This is a genomic window from Comamonas sp. GB3 AK4-5, from assembly GCF_041320665.1.
Taxonomy (GTDB): domain Bacteria; phylum Pseudomonadota; class Gammaproteobacteria; order Burkholderiales; family Burkholderiaceae_C; genus Comamonas.
Genome location: NZ_CP166730.1, coordinates 2,434,838 through 2,449,406 on the forward strand (window position 1 = coordinate 2,434,838; position 14,569 = coordinate 2,449,406).

The window sequence follows — 14,569 nt, forward strand, 5'->3', positions numbered from 1 at the left end:
ACGCCTCCAGCGGGGCGGCCCTTGCGCGGCAGCCCTGCCGGGGTGAGCCCAGGGTTGAAATCATGGTCGAACAGGCCTTTTGTGCATTGCCAAAGCGCATAGGCAGCTATCAAAATTGAGAATATGGCTAAAAAAGACAAAGCCCATGTGAGCGAAACACCCGCCACCCAGATGCTCAAGGCGCACAAGGTGGAGTTCACCGAGCACCCTTATGACTATGTGGAGCATGGCGGAACCAGCGAGTCGGCACGCCAGCTGGGACTGTCGGAGCATGAGGTGGTCAAGACCCTGGTGATGCAGGACCAGGACGCCAAGCCCCTGATCGTGCTCATGCATGGCGATTGCACTGTCTCCACCAAGAACCTGGCGCGCCAGATTGGTGCCAAGAGCGTGGAGCCCTGCAAGCCCGAGGTGGCCAACCGCCACAGCGGCTATCTGGTGGGCGGCACCTCGCCCTTTGGCACGCGCAAGCAGATGCCGGTGTATATCGAAGTCAGCATTCTGGCGCTGCCGCGCATCGCCATCAACGGCGGGCGCCGTGGCTTTCTGGTGCAACTGGCTCCACGGGTTTGTGTGGACCTGCTGGCTGCCCAGCCAGTGCAGTGCGCACTGGCACAATAAGCCCCTTGGGCCAGCCCTGGCTGGCCCCTAGACCACCAGGACAACACCACAAATACCAGCCTGCCCTTGGCGGCAGGCAAGGATTTTTCTCTTGAACGCATTGCTCCCTATTTTTGCTACCGTGCTCGCCACCGTGGTGGCCTATCTGATCGGCTCGCTGTCATTCGCCGTCATCGTCAGCCGCGCTTTTGGTCTCAGCGATCCTCGCACCTATGGCAGCGGCAACCCCGGCGCCACCAATGTGCTGCGCTCGGGCAGCAAAAAGGCGGCAGCCGTCACCTTGCTGCTGGATGCGCTCAAAGGACTGGTGCCGGTGGCGCTGGTGAAGTACGCAGGCCCGCAGTTCGGCCTGGAGGAGGGCACGCTGGCCCTGGTGGCCATTGTCGCTTTTGTGGGGCATTTGTTCCCGGTGTTCTTCCAGTTCAAAGGCGGCAAGGGCGTGGCCACGGCCCTGGGCGTGCTGCTGGGCATCAGCGGCTGGCTGGGCCTGTTGGTGCTGCTGACCTGGCTGGCCGTGGCGCTGACCACGCGCTACTCCTCGCTGTCGGCCCTCATCGGCTCCATTGCGGCTCCCGTGCTGTACGTGCTGCTGAGTGGCAGCCTGTGGAATGCCGAAAAGCCGTTGCTGCTGGCCATCATCGCCATGTCGGCCCTGCTGCTGTGGCGCCATGCCGAGAACATCGGCCGTCTGCTCAAGGGCCAGGAAAGCAAGATCGGCAGCAAAAAAGACCAGCCGGCTGCAGGCAAGCCGGCAGCCAAGGGCAAGGCGAAAAAACACTGAAGACGGCCGCCATGCGCGGCCCGCAGGCTGTGATGGCCTGCGGGGCCGGCGAGTCATGGCACGATGCGGGTTTTGGACAGGAGCAATCGCATGAAGTTCTGGTTGGTGGGCGCATTGGGCGCCTTGGTGTTGGCCGGTTGCGCCAGCAAGCAGGCGCTGGTGCCCCAGGTGCAGCAAGGCAAGGCCCAAGATGGCAGCAAGACCGTGAGCGTGGCGCCGGAGAAAACCCTGTGCAGCCGGCCGCAATGCCCGGTGCTGGCGGCATCCTGGACATCGGCCAAGGACGGCCAGGCCGTGCTGACCATCGGCCTGCCCTATCAGCAGGCAGCGGTGACGGGGGCGGATTTCCACTTCGGCAGCCAGGAGATCGTGCGCGTGCGCTCGCGCTCGCAGACCGCAGCACTGGCCCAGGACTTTCCGGCCACGGCTTTCGATGTGCCGCTGCGCACCGTGGAGCGCATTGCCTATGGCCCCAGCAGCTGGGTGCGGGTCTACACCGAAGGCGGTGCCAGCGTGGATGAAACCATCAACAGCGGAGAAGAGGGCAGCCGTGCCTTTACCGCCATGCATTACTTCATGGGGGCGGTACAGGCCGCCACCGGCAAGGGGCCTAGCGACGATGTGAATGCGGGCGGCCTGATGGACCGCCTGGGCATGGGGCGCGACGACAAGGACAAGCAGCGCTGAGCTGTGCTGCAGGCCATGGAGATGGTCTGACTTATCAAAAAACAGAGCGCCCTTTGCAGGCGCTTTGTGCTTTTTACAGTGTTGCAATCCGGTGTTCAGCGCTCAGTCAGCAGATGCAGCTCTGAAAATCGAAGCAACTATCAGGGCCGTGTAGGGCTGTGTCTATTCCGCCAGCGCGTTGACCAAATCGGTTTCCAGTGCCAGCTGGGCAGCGTTGTGGCCCAGCGTGGGGCCCTGGATCAAAAAGCTGTCCTCCACCCGCTCGCCCAGGGTGCTCACCTTGGCCAGTTGCACGCTGATGCGGTGTTCGGCCAGGATGCGGGCCACGGTGTAGAGCAGGCCGGCGCGGTCGCTGGCGGATATTTCCAGCAGCCAGTGCTGGGATTTTTCATCCGGCTGCAGCAGCACGCTGGGCGGCATGGGAAAGCTGCGCACCCGGCGCGAGAGGCGCCGGCGCGCGGGTGGGGCCAGGGCGCCCTGGGCCGCGATGGCATGGGGCAGACCTTCTTCGATCAGGGCGGTCAGCTCGCGCCAGTGCACCTCCAGTGGTTCGCTGGTGATGACCTGGAAGGTATCGAGCGCATGGCCGTTGCGGGCGGTGTGCACGCGGGCGTCCAGAATGGAAAAACCGGCGCGGTCGAAATAGCCGCAGATGCGGGCGAAGAGGTCGCTGCGGTCGGGGGTGTAGACCAGCACCTGCACACCCTCGCCGGCCAGCGACTGGCGTGCCCGCACAATGGGCTGCTGCGTGCCCACATGGCGGCCCAGATGGCGCGCATGCCAGGCGATATCGGCGCCTTCGTGGCGCATGAAATAGCTCAGATCCAGCGTGTCCCACAGCGGCTTGTGTGACTCATAAGGCTGGGCGCTGAGGGCCAACTGCACCAGGGCTTCGCGCTTGCGCGCTTCCACCTGGGCTGCGGCATCGGGCGCATGCCCGCCCAGGGTGCGCACGGTGGCGTGGTAGAGGTCTTCCAGCAGCTTGCCCTTCCAGGCGTTCCACACCTTGGGGCTGGTGCCGCGGATATCGGCCACGGTGAGCAAATACAGGGCCGTGAGGTGGCGCACCGAGCCCATGCGCTGCGCAAAGGCGTGGATCACCTCGGGGTCGGTGGTGTCCTGCTTTTGTGCCACCTGGCTCATGGTGAGGTGTTCGCGCACCAGGAATTCCACCATGCGCGCGTCATCTGCTGCCACGCTGTGCTGGCGGCAAAAGCGTTTGACCTCGATGGCGCCAATCTGCGAGTGGTCACCGCCCCGGCCCTTGCCGATGTCGTGAAACAGCGCCGCCAGATACAGCAGCCAGGGCTTGTCCCAGCCGCTGGCCAGCTGGGAGCAAAACGGGTATTCATGGGCATGCTCGGCCATGAAGAAGCGGCGCATATTGCGCAGCACCATCAGCGTGTGCTGGTCCACGGTGTAGACGTGGAACAAGTCATGCTGCATCTGGCCGACGATGCGGCGAAAGGCCCACAGATAGCGGCCCAGCACCGAGGTCTGGTTCATCAGCCTGATGGCATGGGTGATGCCGCTGGGCTGCTGCAGGATTTGCATGAAGGTGGCGCGGTTGACCGGGTCGCGGCGGAAGTCCCCATCCATCATGGCGCGGGCCGAGTACAGGGCGCGCAGCGTGCGGGCCGACAGGTCACGCAGGCCGGGCGAGGTCTCGTAGGTCAAGAAGGTGGCCAAGATCGCCTGTGGGTCGCGGCGGTAGAGGTCGTCGCTGGCGACTTCGATCAGCCCGTCCTTGTCATAGAAGCGCGCATCAATGCGCACCATGGCGCCTTGGTTGGGGGGGTAGAGGCGCTCCTCGATGTTCAGCAGCAGAATCTGGCGCAGCTGGGTGACGGCCTTGGCCGCCCAGTAGTAGCGGCGCATCAGTCCCTCGCTGGCGCGCACCGGCATGGGCTGGCCCGGGCGCTGGTGGCTGCGAAAGCCCAGCTGCTCGGCCACGGTGGTCTGCAGGTCGAACAGCAGCCGGTCTTCATGCCGGCCGGTGGCCGCATGCAGGCGGGCGCGGATATGGCTGATCAAGGCCTCGTTGCGCTCCAGCTGCTGGGCCTCGAAGGGTGTGGCAATGCCGCTTTGCACCAGCTCTTTCCAGCTGCTACCCAGGCCTGCGGTCTTGGACACCCAGAGGATGGTGTGCAGATCGCGCAGGCCGCCGGGTGATTCCTTGCAGTTGGGCTCCAGCGCATAGGCCGTGTTCTCGAACTTGTTGTGGCGCTGGCGCATCTCCAGCATCTTGGCGGTGAAGAAGGCGCGCGGATTCAGCAGGGCCCGGAACTGCTGCTGCATCTGGGCGAACAGGCTCAGGTTGCCGTCGATGAGGCGTGACTCCAGCAGCGCGGTCTGTATGGTCACATCTGCTGCCGCCTCGTGCACGCACTCCGTCACGGTGCGCACGCTGGAGCCGATTTCCAGCCCCGTGTCCCAGCAGGCGCCGATGAAGCGCTCCAGCTGCGCCTTGAGCGGGCTGTGCTCGGCTCCCGCTTCTTCGGGCACCAGCAGCAGCACATCGATGTCCGAAGCCGGAAACAGCTGGCTGCGGCCATAGCCGCCCACAGCCACCAGGGCCACGCTGTCGGGCAGGTCGGTGAGTTGGCGCAGTGCCTGCAGATGCTGGTCGGTGCGTTCCGACAGCTTGTGCAGCAGCGGCCGTACGCTGCGCTTGGCAGGCGCGGGCTGTTGGAGCTGCTCCACCAGGGCGGCTTTGTCGCTGCGGTAGGCGTTGCGCAAGCGGGTCAGGTCGGACATGTCAAAGGCGGGCAAAGTCATGGGGACGGTGCTAGCAAAAACTGTGCATACAACATGTATGCACGGTGTTCACTGTAGCCTTTGTACACAGACATGCAGGCCATAGGGGCGGACGGCCAACCGCAAAAAACAAGGAGCGCCGCAGCGCTCCATGCAAGGCAGCAGGGCGTAGCGCCCTGCCGGGACGGTGGTGTTACACCTGGGCCAGAGCCTGGTCCAGATCGGCCAGCAGGTCGTCGATATGCTCAATGCCCACGGACAGGCGCACCATGCCCTCGGTCACGCCGGCCTTGGCCAGCTCGGCCGCATCCAGCTGGCGGTGGGTGGTGGAGGCCGGGTGGGTGGCCAGCGATTTGGCGTCGCCAATGTTCACCAGGCGGGTGAACAGCTGCAGCGCGTCCAGGAAGCGGGCACCCGCAGCGCGGCCTTCCGCACCCTTGAGGCTGAAGGACAGAATGCCCGAGGCGCGGCCAGCAGACTGCTTTTGCACAATGGCGTGGTCGGGGTGGTCTTTCAGGCCGGCATAGCGCACCCATTCCACCTTGGGGTGTTTTTGCAGGATTTCGGCAATTTTTTGCGTGTTCTCGCAGATGCGGTCCATGCGCAGGGCCAGGGTTTCAATGCCCTGCAGAATCTGGAAGGCGTTTTGCGGCGAGATGGCCGCGCCCATATTGCGCAGCGGCACCACGCGGGCACGGCCGATAAAGGCGGCTGGGCCCAGGGCTTCGGTGTAGACCACGCCGTGGTAGCTGACGTCGGGCTCGTTCAGGCGCTTGAAGCGTTCCTTGTGCTCGGCCCAGGGGAATTTCCCGCTGTCCACAATGGCGCCGCCCACGCTGGTGCCATGGCCGCCCAGGTATTTGGTCAGCGAATGCACCACGATATCTGCGCCAAATTCAAACGGGCGCAGCAAATAGGGCGAGGGCACGGTGTTGTCCACAATCAGTGGCACGCCATGGGCATGGGCCACATCGGCCAGGGCGCGGATGTCGGTCACATTGCCCAGAGGGTTGCCAATCGACTCGATGAACACGGCCTTGGTCTTGGCGTCGATCAGCTTGCCGAAGCTGACCGGATCGCGCGGATCGGCAAAGCGCACCTCGATGCCTTGCTGCGGGAAAGTGTGGGCAAACAGGTTGTAGGTGCCGCCGTAGAGCGTGCTGGCGCTGATGATGTTGTCACCGGTCTCGGCCAGGGTCTGGATGGCGGCGGTGATGGCCGCCATGCCCGAGGCCACGGCCAGCGCGGCAATGCCACCTTCCAGGGCCGCCACGCGCTTTTCCAGCACGTCGGTGGTGGGGTTCATGATGCGGGTGTAGATATTGCCCGGCACCTTGAGGTCGAAGAGATCGGCGCCATGCTGGGCGCTGTCGAAGGCATAGGCCACGGTCTGGTAGATGGGCACGGCCACGGCCTTGGTGGTGGGGTCGGGGGCGTAGCCGGCGTGTACGGCGAGTGTCTCTAAGCGCATAAGTCTCTTTCGGGTAATTGCTAGGAAATGTTTCTTTTTCTGAGGCGCGGAACAGCACGGGCGGGCCATGCAAGACCTACAGGCAAGAGCGTCAGCGGCGATTATGCAAGGGGGCTGTCCCTGGGCGAACCAAGCTTTAGCTATGTGCTTATGGGGTGGAGAGAGATGCCGTTGATCGGTGGCATTTAGATACACTTATTGAACTTAGCTATTCGCACTGCCTGTCCGTTTGTGCTTTCTCTTTCCGATCGCTACTTTGCACTCATCGTGCCGCTGTGCGTTTTGCTGCTTGCAGCGGCGCTGGTGGGCTGCTGGGCGGCATTGCGCTACCAGCGCCATCAACGCTATTTGCTGTGGCTGGCGGCGGGCTATGCGCTCAGCGCCATAGGGCTGGGTTGGCAAAGCCTGCTGGACAGCGCGCAGTTCGCGCGCTGGGCGCCGGTGACCGGTCTGCTGTATCTGGGAGGCGCCTGGTCTTTGGCCCAGGGCATGGCAGGGCGCTATGGCTGCTCGGCCCACCCTCGCATTGCCCTGCTGCTGGGCGCCGTGGTGCTGGGGGCGCTGTACTACTACGGCCATGTGCAGGATCGGCTGCTGGTGCGCATGCACTGGCTGAACCTGGGCCTGGGGCTGGTGCAGGTCCTGCCCATGTATGGCATTTTGCGCAGCAAGCCCCCCAGTGACCGCTTGGAGCGCACCCTGCGTGGCTCTTTTCTGGTGTTCGCCTGCTACACCATGGTCAGGCCGGTGCTGATCTTGCTGCTGGTGCCGGGTCTGCAGGGGAGCGACATCCCGCGTTCGGGCTATTGGCTGATCACCTTGGCAGGCAGCCTGATTTTTGCCCTGTGGTTCACCATGCTGCTGGTGGCCTGCACCGTGCGCGATGTGTTCACCACGTTGCGAGAAGAGCGCAACCATGACCCGCTGACCCAACTGCTCAACCGCCGCGCTTTCATGGAGGGGGCCAAGAGCATCTTGGGGGCCCCGCGCAGCGCGCCCTGGGCGGTGGTGGCGGGAGACATCGACCATTTCAAACAGGTGAATGACCGCTGGGGCCATGCCTGTGGCGACCAGGTGCTGCAGTCGGTCAGCGAGGTGCTGCGCCAACAGGTACGCAAGGGCGATCTGGTGGCCCGCTTTGGCGGGGAGGAGTTTGTGCTGCTGCTGCGTGCCAGCCTGCAGGAGGCTGAAACCGTGGTGCAGCGCATGCGCCAGCAACTGGCATCGGCCGAGGTACTGGCCCTGCCCAATGGGCGGCAGGTGACGCTCAGCTTTGGCATTGCGCAGCTGCCAAGCGCACAGCAGCTGACGCAGGCCTTGTCGCGCGCCGACGTCCTGCTGTATGAGGCCAAGCAGGCCGGCCGCAACCGGGTGCATGTGGATGCCGAAGTGCCAGGGGGCGCGGCGGTGTCCAAAGAGCGTGCTGGCGATCTCTAAAAGACGCTGGAGCCCCGCGAGGGGATCGTAAACCAGCGGCCTAAGAACGTGTTCAATGTCTCTACGCAGGCGCGTTGGAACGCAATCGGGATGAGTTCGAAGCGATGGAGCGCAGCTTGCACCTGTGTGCAAGCAAGCTTCAGCGCGAAGAAATCGCCCGATTTCGCTCCAACCCTGCGGGCCAGTGCCTTTGCGGGCGGTCTACTGTGTTGCGAATCCTCGCAATAGCACGGCTATTGCTGCGGTGTCGCGCCTTGTATCCCATCCCGTAAAGACATGGCGCGCCGCGAGGAGACTTTGAACACATTCTAGCAGCCAGCCGGTTTTCTGGGCGGTGCGCCATGCGTGCTTCCGAAATGCTAGCTGCTGGTGCATATATACCAGGTGTTTGCGCCGGGAAAGGCTCTGAGAATTCCACTGGCGGTATCGCTGTCGCTGGATGCCCGGCAGCACCTGCGAGCGCAGGATAGGGCGGTGGGCAAGACCAAAGGCCTTCTTTCACAGCTTGTATTGCGCAAAGATACACTCTGATACAAAGCGCTGACCAAGCCTTGGCCACTCTCCCCACACCACGCCACAACCCGTGAATCTGCCTGCCGATCAATACTTTGCCTTGATCGCTCCCATCTGCGTGATCTTGCTGGGCGCTGTGCTGCTGGCGTGCTGGTGGACGCAGCGCCGTCAGGTCTCGGCCCGTTTTTTGCTCTGGCTGGCTGCCGGTTATGTGCTGCCCGCTGTGGCGGTGGGTGCACAAAGCCTGATGAGCAATGCGCAGCTGGCGCAGTGGACGCTGCTCACGGCGGGGCTCTATCTGATGGGCTCATGGTGCATGGCCCAGGGCATGGCACAGCGCTACGGCCAGGCCCATGCCAGCCGCTGGCTGGGCGCCATCGTCACGGCCGTGACCTTGGCGCTGCTGCGTTATTTCTCCCAGGTGTACGACGACCTCTGGGCGCGCGTGCAGTGGCTGAATCTGGGCATGGGCATCTTGCAGTTCTTGGCCATGCCGAGCTTGCTGCGCGCAGCGCCTGCCCGCGACAGGCTGGAGAAGGCCTTGCGCTGGACCTATATCGCCTTCTCCTGCTACATATTGATGCGGCCATTGATGGTGTGGCTGGTGGTGCCCACTGCCGAAACAGGGCAGATGGCGCGCTCCGGTTTCTGGTTGCTGACCCTGGCCGGCACCTTGCTGTTCTCGCTCTGGTTTTCGCTGGTGCTGCTGTCTTGTGCGGTGCGTGATGTCTTCACCACGCTGCGCGAGGAGCGCAACCGTGACCCCTTGACCCGTTTGCTCAACCGCCGCGCCTTCATGGAAGCGGCCGAAGCGGTGTTGACCGATAGGCGCACAGGCCCCTGGGCAGTGGTGGCGGCCGATATCGATCACTTCAAAAAGGTCAACGACAACTGGGGCCACGGCTGTGGCGACCAGGTCCTGCAAAGCGTCAGCCAGGTGTTGCTGAAGCAGGTGCGCGCGGGTGATGCCGTGGCGCGCTTTGGTGGAGAGGAGTTCGTGGTGCTGCTGCAGCGGGTGTCGCTGGAGGCGGCAGAACATGTGGTGCAGCGCATTGCCCAGGAGCTGCGCCGCACCGAGATGGCCTGTCTGCCCCGGGCGCAGGCGGTGAGCATGAGCTTTGGCATTGCCCCGGTGGCAGGCCTGCCCGGCTTGGCCGCCGCACTCTCGCATGCCGATGAGCTGCTGTATGCCGCCAAGCAGGCCGGACGTGACCGTATTTGCGTGGCGCCACAGCCTCGCCCCCCCGTGCCGCCGCCTGCAGCCAGTTACCAAGACATTCTGGTGTGAGTGCAGCGGTCTTGTGGATGCGCTTGAGTCACTGGTAGCGGTAACAGGGACAAGTGAATATTTGTATGCTGAACACACGGTGGCGTGCGCGGCCCGTTGCGCAGAAGTGGGCCGCCGCCTCCCGTGCTGACAAGTGAGGGTGCTTGATCGCATGGAGATGCGCTTGACGCCCACAGGAGGGCTCGATCCGTGACGGTCGGCAACTACTACGCTTTGAGTCTGCCCTTGTGCACCAGCTTGCTGGCACTGGGCTTTGTGGTGTGCTGGCGCTGGCAGCGTGCACAGCAGGATGCGCTGTGGATGGCGGCTTGCCTTGCCTTGTTCAGCCTGGGGCTGGCGGGGCAGGTGTTGACGCCGCCGCTTCCCTTGCGTGGCAGCGCCGTGGTCATGGCAATGCTGTACCAGGGGGCCGCCTGGTGCCTGGTCGAGGCCATGTGCTGGCGCCTTGGCCGGCGCCCGGCGCGCTGGCTGCAGGCCTTGCTGGTAGGGCTGGCAATGGTGGCGCGCATCTACTGCATCTATACGGATGCGCCGTTTTATATGCGGGTGTATGCGCTGAACTTGGGTTTGGGCGCACAACTGGCCGTGGGTACCTGGCGGCTGTGGGGGCAGCGTCCGGCGCTGCGGCTGGAGCGCAGCCTGCGGCTGCTGTTTGCCATGTTGATCCTGAGTTTTTTTGTGCGTACACCCACGACGGTGCCCGCTTCGGAGGGGCTGACCAAGGCCAGTTTGGCGGCCTTGCCCTTCTGGGGCGTGCTGCAGCTGAGCATGCTGGCCTTTGCACTGCTGTTTGCCATGCTGTATGTGGCCATCACCATGCGCGATGCACTGGTGCAGCTGCAGGAGGAACGCAACCGCGACCCGCTGACCCAGCTGCTCAATCGGCGGGCCTTTCTGGAGGCGCTCAAGCATGGCGACCGGCGCCAGGCCGTGGGCACGGTGCTGGTCTGTGATGTGGACCATTTCAAGCAGGTCAACGACCGCTGGGGCCATGCGGCGGGTGATGCTGTGCTCCAGGGCTTTGCCCGTACGCTGCAGGACTGCGTGCGGGAAGGGGATCTGGTGGCACGCTTTGGCGGTGAGGAGTTTGTGCTGCTGCTCTATGGCCTGGCGCCGCAGGATGCTGTTCTGGTGGCGGAGCGCATCCGTCAGCGGCTGCGAAGCATGCGGCTGGCCAACCTGCCTCCAGACCAGAGGGTGACGGCCAGTTTCGGCGTGGCGCCGGTGCTGGCCTTGTCGCAGTGGCACGAAGCCATCGCCCAGGCCGACCGGCTGCTCTACGCCGCCAAGGCCGCAGGCCGCGACTGCGTGCGCTGGGAGCCGGTGGCGGAAGTCAGGCCCTAGTGTCCTGGGCTGGCCGGGGGCGTCGCGGGCGCTGCGCCGCTGGTGCGGGCTGCCGGGCCAGCCAGGCGGGCAGGGCCGCGTAGACCAGGGCCGGGCCATGGGCATCGTTGGCCGCATAGCGCAGCTGGGACGGGCTGAGCTGCAGCGCCGCCCAATTGGAGGTGGATTGCTTTTTGGACTTGTGAAAGTTCTGCCCCAGCACCAGCGCCATGGCCGCGCGCACGCCGGTGCTGGCGCCGTAGCCCTGTTGCTTGAACACCCGGTCCAGATCGAGCACGTTGACCAGCTCGCAACCCAGGCGGCGCGGCAAGGTGGCCTGGTCGTTGTCCAGCCCAAAGCCGACCTTGCAAATACCGGGGTGGCTGAGCACCTCGCGCGCCAGTGCCAGGGCCTGGGGGTGGTGCAGCTGCAGCAGCCATGCGGCGTCGGGGGTGGCCAGCTGCACCAGATGGGGGCCGGTGTCGACTTGGTGGGTGCTGAAGATGGGCTTGCTCTCGGTGTCAAAGCCCAGTGCGTGCTGTGCCAGCAGTGCCTGGCGGGCCTGGGCGAATGCGGCATCGCTGGCGGGCAGGACAATGGCGTGGTCCGGCAGTGCCGCAAACAGCGGCAGCAACTGGCTTTCTTCTTTGGTAGGAGGCTTGAGACGGGGCATGCAGGGCAGGCAAAGTGGTGCGAGGCGCAAGCGTACACAGTTTTGCGGCAGCCGGCGTTGGCGCGGCGATTGGCTCAAGCCGCCGGGACCACCGTGCCTTGGGCCAGGGCGCACAGCTTTCTGGACTCGCCATCCACGGCATAGATTTCGCACTGGCAAATGGCCATGCGCTTGCCGGCACTGCGCGCCTGCGCTGTGGCCAGCAGGCGGCGGCCGATGGCGGGCCGCAGGTAGTTGATCTTGAACTCCGCCGTCAAGGCATTGCCGCCCAATGCCAGGCCTCCGGCAAAGGTGATGGCGTTGTCCGCGAGGTAGCTGAGCACACCGCCGTGGACAAAGCCATGCTGCTGCTTGTGGTGATCCTGCACGGTCAGTGCCAGTTCCGCGCTGTCGCTGGACACCGCAACCAGCTCGGCCCCAACAAACTGGCTGAAGGGCTGGGAGGCGAAAACCTGGCGGGCAAAGCTGTCCATATCGTCCATCTGCGGTCTCCTTGGTGTGAGATGCAGCGGTTGTACGCGCAATACCTATGCCGTGGGTGACGTCGGGGTGACAGAGCTGGGCCGTGCACCACCAGGCCACGCTGGCGTAAGCTTGTGGCAGATGCTGGCAATGGGCAGAGCCGCTGGCGCATGACGGGCCCGCAGCCTGCGCGAGGAGCATGGGAAATATGGAGAAAGCTATGGAAAACCAGGCAAGTAGTGCGCTGGAAAGCATCGTCTTGGGCGGTGGTTGTTTTTGGTGCACCGACGCGGTGTTCACCCGCGTGCGTGGGGTGGTGAGCGTGGAGGCCGGCTATGCCAATGGACATGTGGACCACCCCAGTTATGAGCAGGTGTGCACAGGCCAGACCGGCCATGTCGAAGGTGTGAAGTTGGTGTTTGATCCCCAGGTGATTGACCTGCATGCGCTGCTGGAAATCTTTTTCGGCACCCACGACCCCACCACGCTGAACCGCCAGGGCCACGATGTGGGCACGCAGTACCGCAGCGGCATTTATTTTTCCAGCGCGCAGCAGGAGCAGGTGGCCCAGCAGTTGTTGCGCATGTGCGAGCAGGAACAGACTTTTGGCGCCCCGGTGGTGACCGAGCTGCAGCCTTTGCGCTGCTGGTGGCCGGCCGAAGAAATGCACCAGAACTACTTTGCCCGCAACCCTTACCAGGGCTATTGCGCCCATGTGATCGCCCCCAAGGTGCGCAAGTTTCTGGATACCTTCGCGCGCTACGCCAAGCCGGGCTGAGCGGCTGCGCGGGCTTTTGCGCGGTGCAGACCTGCGGATGGCGCCTGGAATACATGTCCCGCAGTCTGGCCCGGGCATTGGGCAGGCTGTGATTCAGCTCGGTGCTTTTTGCATACATAATGCAATCGAGTTGCGTTAACAAGCCATGTCCGAATCCACCACTTCCCGTCGCCGCCTCCTTGCCGGAGGCGAGTCCCCGCTGCCTGCCGGTATGCGCTCCACCCGTGCCACGCGGGCCTTGCTGGCTTTGTTGCGCAGCCAGGCCGCACAACGCCTTTCTGCGGCGGATGCCGAGGCCGCCCTGGCACGCCTGGGTGTGGCGGTGAACCGGGTGACGGTGTTTCGCGCGCTGGACCGCCTGGCCCAGGCCGGTTTGCTGCAGCGCCAGGTGGACAATGACCGCGTCACCCGCTACCAGTGGCGGACAGAGGGCGCGGCCGGCCAGCGCAGCACGGTGGTCACAGCGGTTGCATACGGCGAAGAGGGCGGCCTGGTCTATTTCCGCTGCCTGCACTGCCAACAGCGGGTGGCGGTGGATGCCGCAGCACCTGCTGTTCGCCGCGCTCTGCAAGGGTTGGCCCGCAGCTTGCAGGGCCTGGGCCAGTTGCAGCAGACCGAGCTGCAAGGCCTGTGCACGGCCTGCCTGCCAGCCAGTACCGCATCTGCTGCCTAGGCTGCGCTTTCAGGGTTTCACATTCAGGATGATTTCCATGCTCTCTCTTCTTTCTTTGCGCTTTCGGGCTGTGCTGAGCGGCGCGGCACTGGTTTGCGGCTTGGCGCCTGCCCTGGCCCAGACTGCGCCGCCTGCTGCTGCGGCTTCACAGATGCCGGCGCAGCAGGCTCCGGCCGCGCAGCAGCCCACGCTGGATGCCCACACCCGGGAAGACATCGCCCGCCACCACAGCATGGCCAAGGCCCATGCCCAGGCGGCGCAATGCCTGGAGTCCGGCCAATCCGCCACCGCTTGCCAGCAGCAGCTGCAAACCGCATGCAAAGGCCTGGCCTTGGGCAAGAATTGCGGTATGCGGCATAGCCATTAAGCACATGGTGCTTCCGATTGCATAGCGCCTGAGCATGTCTTCAACCACACCATTCACCAGCCACCCAGTGGCCCGTACGCAGCCATGGCGCCGGGCTGCGGGCATATGGCTGTTGGTGGTCTGGATGCTGGCCATAGGTCTGGGGCCGCTGCTGGCGCGCATGCACCAGATCGTGCACCCTGCACAGCCGGTGGCCGTGCAGTTGCAACAAGCCGGGCAAGGCGTAGGCCTGGCCCGCAGCGAATCCCTGCAGCCCCAGAGCAGCCTGGCGCCGCCGCCGGGGAGCTGGGCGCATGCGCTGGGGGCCATGTTTGCCCACCACCACAGCCTGGATTGCCAGGCGCTGGACCAACTGGCCCATGCCCAGGCCCCGGGCACGGTGGCCATGCTGTGGCTGTCTGCGGCCTTGCCGCTGTTTTTGGCGCCGCCGCTGCTGCCCTGGGTGTTGCTGGAGCGGCCCTGGGGCTGGACCGCGCGCGGACCGCCTGCGTCCTTCATCGCTGCAGCTGGGTGACTGTCAGCCTGCCTCTTCATGGGGCAGGCAAGGCGGGCGCTGGCTGCATTCAGAGCGACCGAGCCCCTCTCTTTCCGAGGCCACAGCGCTGGCTGGCCCCATTGCCCGCTTGCCCCCGATGGCGAGCAGGCTGGCCGAGAGATGGTGCTCTCGCTCTTTTCTTCATAGCAACTCATGCATACCTGCTGTGCATTTGCATGCTTTTTAGCGATGAAAAGATTGCG

At 64.5% G+C, this 14,569-nt stretch carries 14 protein-coding genes; 10 read left to right on the forward strand and 4 right to left on the reverse strand.

The window, feature by feature from the left end; translation table 11 throughout:
- Positions 1-123: 123 nt before the first annotated feature.
- The 3 genes from ybaK (at position 124) to ACA027_RS11040 (ending at position 2,089) form a co-directional block, all read left to right on the forward strand.
- Positions 124-621, forward strand: a complete 498-nt coding sequence (gene ybaK / locus ACA027_RS11030; protein ID WP_370682417.1) for a Cys-tRNA(Pro) deacylase — start codon at positions 124-126, stop codon at positions 619-621.
- Positions 622-712: 91 nt separating this feature from the next.
- On the forward strand, positions 713-1,402 hold the full coding sequence (gene plsY, locus ACA027_RS11035) for a glycerol-3-phosphate 1-O-acyltransferase PlsY (RefSeq protein ID WP_370682418.1): 690 nt from the start codon (positions 713-715) through the stop codon (positions 1,400-1,402).
- Positions 1,403-1,492: 90 nt separating this feature from the next.
- A complete protein-coding gene (locus ACA027_RS11040; protein ID WP_370682419.1) occupies positions 1,493-2,089 on the forward strand; it encodes a hypothetical protein in 597 nt (198 codons plus the stop codon).
- A gap of 162 nt (positions 2,090-2,251) precedes the next feature.
- Here ACA027_RS11040 and ACA027_RS11045 read toward each other — a convergent pair whose 3' ends face one another.
- Together ACA027_RS11045 and ACA027_RS11050 are read right to left on the reverse strand one after the other, a co-directional pair.
- Positions 2,252-4,867: a [protein-PII] uridylyltransferase gene (locus ACA027_RS11045; RefSeq protein WP_370682420.1), complete on the reverse strand. Its 2,616-nt coding sequence runs from the start codon at positions 4,865-4,867 to the stop codon at positions 2,252-2,254.
- Between the two features lie 172 nt (positions 4,868-5,039).
- The gene (locus tag ACA027_RS11050) at positions 5,040-6,317 is read right to left on the reverse strand and encodes an O-acetylhomoserine aminocarboxypropyltransferase/cysteine synthase family protein (RefSeq protein WP_370682421.1); all 1,278 of its coding nucleotides are present in this window, start codon (positions 6,315-6,317) and stop codon (positions 5,040-5,042) included.
- 231 nt (positions 6,318-6,548) lie between these two features.
- Between ACA027_RS11050 and ACA027_RS11055 the strand changes: the two genes are divergently transcribed.
- The 3 genes from ACA027_RS11055 to ACA027_RS11065 all read left to right on the forward strand — a co-directional run bounded on the left by ACA027_RS11055 (position 6,549) and on the right by ACA027_RS11065 (position 10,899).
- Positions 6,549-7,754, forward strand: coding sequence for a diguanylate cyclase (locus tag ACA027_RS11055; RefSeq protein ID WP_370682422.1), 1,206 nt, complete (start codon positions 6,549-6,551; stop codon positions 7,752-7,754).
- A 583-nt stretch (positions 7,755-8,337) separates the two neighbouring features.
- Positions 8,338-9,555 (forward strand): GGDEF domain-containing protein, encoded by a 1,218-nt coding sequence (locus tag ACA027_RS11060; protein WP_370682423.1) that lies wholly within the window; start codon positions 8,338-8,340, stop codon positions 9,553-9,555.
- A 189-nt stretch (positions 9,556-9,744) separates the two neighbouring features.
- Positions 9,745-10,899: a GGDEF domain-containing protein gene (locus tag ACA027_RS11065; protein ID WP_370682424.1), complete on the forward strand. Its 1,155-nt coding sequence runs from the start codon at positions 9,745-9,747 to the stop codon at positions 10,897-10,899.
- Here ACA027_RS11065 and ACA027_RS11070 read toward each other — a convergent pair.
- Both ACA027_RS11070 and ACA027_RS11075 read right to left on the reverse strand, forming a co-directional pair.
- A complete protein-coding gene (locus ACA027_RS11070; protein WP_370682425.1) occupies positions 10,889-11,551 on the reverse strand; it encodes a 3'-5' exonuclease in 663 nt (220 codons plus the stop codon). The two genes, ACA027_RS11065 and ACA027_RS11070, sit on opposite strands and share 11 nt — an antisense overlap.
- A 74-nt stretch (positions 11,552-11,625) precedes the next feature.
- The gene (locus ACA027_RS11075) at positions 11,626-12,033 is read right to left on the reverse strand and encodes a PaaI family thioesterase (RefSeq protein WP_370682426.1); all 408 of its coding nucleotides are present in this window, start codon (positions 12,031-12,033) and stop codon (positions 11,626-11,628) included.
- A 200-nt stretch (positions 12,034-12,233) separates the two neighbouring features.
- On the opposite strand from ACA027_RS11075, the gene msrA reads away from it, so the two are divergent.
- The 4 genes from msrA to ACA027_RS11095 all read left to right on the forward strand — a co-directional run bounded on the left by msrA (position 12,234) and on the right by ACA027_RS11095 (position 14,345).
- Complete coding sequence (gene msrA / locus ACA027_RS11080) at positions 12,234-12,791, forward strand: peptide-methionine (S)-S-oxide reductase MsrA (RefSeq protein ID WP_370682427.1); 558 nt, start codon at positions 12,234-12,236, stop codon at positions 12,789-12,791.
- A 145-nt stretch (positions 12,792-12,936) separates the two neighbouring features.
- On the forward strand, positions 12,937-13,464 hold the full coding sequence (locus ACA027_RS11085) for a transcriptional repressor (protein ID WP_370682428.1): 528 nt from the start codon (positions 12,937-12,939) through the stop codon (positions 13,462-13,464).
- Positions 13,465-13,501: 37 nt separating this feature from the next.
- Complete coding sequence (locus tag ACA027_RS11090) at positions 13,502-13,831, forward strand: hypothetical protein (RefSeq protein ID WP_370682429.1); 330 nt, start codon at positions 13,502-13,504, stop codon at positions 13,829-13,831.
- A 34-nt stretch (positions 13,832-13,865) separates the two neighbouring features.
- A complete protein-coding gene (locus ACA027_RS11095; RefSeq protein WP_370682430.1) occupies positions 13,866-14,345 on the forward strand; it encodes a hypothetical protein in 480 nt (159 codons plus the stop codon).
- Positions 14,346-14,569: the final 224 nt, after the last annotated feature.

Excerpts from the sequence above, each read along its gene's own strand:
- ACA027_RS11085 (WP_370682428.1), top strand. The coding sequence starts at position 12,937 with ATGTCCGAATCCACCACTTCCCGTCGCCGCCTCCTTGCCGGAGGCGAG.
- ACA027_RS11045 (WP_370682420.1), bottom strand. The coding sequence starts at position 4,867 with ATGACTTTGCCCGCCTTTGACATGTCCGACCTGACCCGCTTGCGCAAC.
- ACA027_RS11050 (WP_370682421.1), bottom strand. The coding sequence starts at position 6,317 with ATGCGCTTAGAGACACTCGCCGTACACGCCGGCTACGCCCCCGACCCC.
- ACA027_RS11075 (WP_370682426.1), bottom strand. The coding sequence starts at position 12,033 with ATGGACGATATGGACAGCTTTGCCCGCCAGGTTTTCGCCTCCCAGCCC.
- ACA027_RS11040 (WP_370682419.1), top strand. The coding sequence starts at position 1,493 with ATGAAGTTCTGGTTGGTGGGCGCATTGGGCGCCTTGGTGTTGGCCGGT.
- ACA027_RS11095 (WP_370682430.1), top strand. The coding sequence starts at position 13,866 with ATGTCTTCAACCACACCATTCACCAGCCACCCAGTGGCCCGTACGCAG.
- msrA (WP_370682427.1), top strand. The coding sequence starts at position 12,234 with ATGGAAAACCAGGCAAGTAGTGCGCTGGAAAGCATCGTCTTGGGCGGT.
- ybaK (WP_370682417.1), top strand. The coding sequence starts at position 124 with ATGGCTAAAAAAGACAAAGCCCATGTGAGCGAAACACCCGCCACCCAG.
- ACA027_RS11090 (WP_370682429.1), top strand. The coding sequence starts at position 13,502 with ATGCTCTCTCTTCTTTCTTTGCGCTTTCGGGCTGTGCTGAGCGGCGCG.
- ACA027_RS11070 (WP_370682425.1), bottom strand. The coding sequence starts at position 11,551 with ATGCCCCGTCTCAAGCCTCCTACCAAAGAAGAAAGCCAGTTGCTGCCG.